Genomic DNA, 2759 nt, shown 5'->3' with positions numbered 1-2759 from the left:
CCGTACGTCCCGGTGAACGTGCCCGGGGTTACCGGCCCGGTCGGTACGCGGTCCGCGCCTTGCACGTCGTTGGTCAGGACGTTGCCGGTCAGCGTCAGTTGAGTCTCTGACGCCGTGCCATTGCTGTCATCGAACGCTTTCGGCACGTCGTCGGTGATGTTGACGTCGAGCGTGCCGGTCGCGGTGTCGCCGTTGCTGTCGCCGGCAATCACCGTGAACTGTTCGCTGAGGTTGTTCGCGCCGTCGCCGGCCGCGTGGCTTTCGTTGCCGTTGAGGGTGTAGCTGTAAGTGACCACGCCCGTCGCCGGGTTGTAACCGGTGATGGTCAGGGTGTTGCCCAGTTGCGTGGTGACCGATTGCGGGAACCCGACCGCGACGCCGCCGTTGATCAGGTTGATGCCGCCGATGCTCAGGCTGGTCAGACCGTCCGGCGCCGACACGGTGAAGCTGCCGCTTTGCGTCAGTGCGCCCGGGTTGGCCGACGAACCGTCAGGCAGATTGGCTTCACTGAGGTTCAGTTCGCCGCCCGCCACATTCAGGCCGGTAAGGGTCACCGGATTGTTCACCGGTGGCGGCACCACGACAGCCGGGGTGTCATTGCCGTTGTCGATCACCGCGTTATGGCGTTCTTCAGGGAATTCGGGAATACCGCCGAACCCGGCGGTGGGGAAACCGATGATCGGGTCGACGCGTCCGCCGACTTCGGTCAGCAAGACAAAACTGTGACCGCCGCCCGCCTCTCCCGGTGCGCCGCCCGGGGCATTCGGACCGGCCGCGGTGGCTTCAGCGGTTTTGCTCGGGTCATCACCGGCGGCGATGGCTTTCTGGATCTGCTCGACGTCGGTCAATTGCGCGTCGCTCGGTGTCACAGCCTCCGCGGCATTTACATGCGCCGCCTGACCCGCCAGCAGTTCACCGGTCATGGTCATGCTGCTGCCGCGTCCGAGGGTCAGTTCCTGGCCGTTTTGCAGATGAACGGCGACGGCGCCTTCCGCGCCGGTGATCAGTTGATCGCCGACAAACAGGCGATCCCCCTCAACCAGTGCGCGCTTAGTACCGTCGGCCGACTGAGCGAAAACTTGGCCAATGACTTTAGTGACTGTGCCAATGAGCGTTGCCATGTGAAATCCTCCGCTGCCGACCACCGTCGGCACTGGTAAGCGAAGCAGCCCATGGCTCAATCGGGTTGTTGGAGGCGACGCTCGCACCTTCAACAGTTCGTTTCGCAGGTGGCTTTTTTCGGAAACATCAGTGCTATCAAGCACTTCCGCATCCTGATCAAAGCCATACGCCCACTAACGCTACGTAACGGTGGTGAATCACCCGAGTGACAAAAAACTGTCGCTCATCTGCCGCTACGCGTCCCTCCCCTTCAGCATTACTTCGCCGTATGTCGCAAAGTGAATGGAACTTTCCTCAAGCCTTTTTGTGCTCCCTAAAGCGCATGAAACAAAGGCTTTCGTCCTGAACAATGTGCCGGTTTTCGCCAAGCGCATAAGTTTTTTTCGGCATAAGCCTTATGAAAATTTTTTCTTAGCTACGCTTCAGGATGTTCTTAGCTCTGTTGTTACAAGAGTGAAACGCTTACACCTTAAAAGTTCGTCAAATATTTGGCGACAGTAACACACCATCAGGACTCAGGGAGATGCACCCATGCGCGTTCTAACCCCCCTCTGCAGCGCGGTTTTGCTGGCCATGGCTTGCACTTCTCAAGCCCAGGCAATGAACCTCACCGAAGCGATCCAAAGCACCATTGCCACCCACCCGGAACTGGCCTCGCGCGTGGACGCAAAACTGTCGGCCGACGAACAAGTGAAAGTCGCCAGGGGTGGCTTCTATCCGTCCGTCGATCTGAACGCCGCTTATGGTCGCGGCTACAGCGACAACACCAACACCCGGGCCCTCGGTAATCACCACACCGCCATCCTCAATTACACCCAGTCCGAGCTGCGCCTGCGGCAGATGCTGTTCGACGGGTTCAACACCGCCAACGAGGTCGAGCGCACCAAGGGTGTGTCCAACTCGCGCGCGTACTACGCGCAAGGCACCGCCCAGGATCTGGCCCTGCGCACCATCGAGGTCTACCTTGAAGTGCTCAAGCGTCGCGAACTGGTGAGCCTGGCCAAAAACAACCTGCAGGCGCACTTGCGGGTCAACGATCAGATCGGCCTGCGCACCCAGCGCGGCATCGGCAGCACCGCCGACTCCGACCAGTCGGTGGCCCGTAAGGCGCTGGCACAAAACAACCTCGATACCGCCGAAGTCGATCTGGCCGACGCCGAATCGAACTTTTATGCCGTGGTCGGGCGCATGCCCGATGAGCTGGAAGCTCCGGCCTCGACCCGCGGCGAATTGCCCGCCAGCCTGCCCGAAGCCCAGCAGAGCATGGTCGAGAACAACCCGTACCTGAAATCCGCCCAGGCCGACGTGCAATCGGCCGAGAGCCAGTACGAAGTCGCCAAGTCGCCGTTCTATCCACGCTTCGATGCCGAAGCCGCGGTGGGTGCGAACAACAATGTGCAAGGTGATGAAGGCCACGACAACGAATGGCGCGTGGGCGTGATCATGAACTACAACCTGTTCCGTGGCGGCAGCGACAAGGCCCGTCTGGCCTCCGATGCGCACCAGATCAACCAGGCGATGGACATCCGCAACAACGCCCTGCGTCAGTTGAACGAGAACATTCACCTGGCCTGGAACGCCATGGTCAACGCGAAGAAACAGACCCCGACCGCCCGCGAATACGCCGAGACCACCAA

Annotated in this window: 2 protein-coding genes; one reads left to right on the top strand and one right to left on the bottom strand. The window is 60.6% G+C overall.

Annotated features, from left to right (window positions below; translation table 11 throughout):
- A partial coding sequence (locus tag DBR24_RS15905; protein WP_128615232.1) for a retention module-containing protein occupies nt 1–1121 on the bottom strand: 1121 nt, incomplete at its 3' end.
- A gap of 532 nt (nt 1122–1653) precedes the next feature.
- Between DBR24_RS15905 and DBR24_RS15900 the strand changes: the two genes are divergently transcribed.
- The coding region (locus tag DBR24_RS15900) for a TolC family protein (protein WP_371921299.1) at nt 1654–2759 on the top strand (1106 nt) is incomplete at its 3' end.

Origin of the sequence: Pseudomonas sp. HMWF006 (genome assembly GCF_003061205.1) — a bacterium.
Taxonomy (GTDB): domain Bacteria; phylum Pseudomonadota; class Gammaproteobacteria; order Pseudomonadales; family Pseudomonadaceae; genus Aquipseudomonas; species Aquipseudomonas monsensis.
The sequence above is the reverse complement of the archived record's forward strand: the minus strand, read 5'-3'. Positions and strand labels throughout refer to the sequence as shown.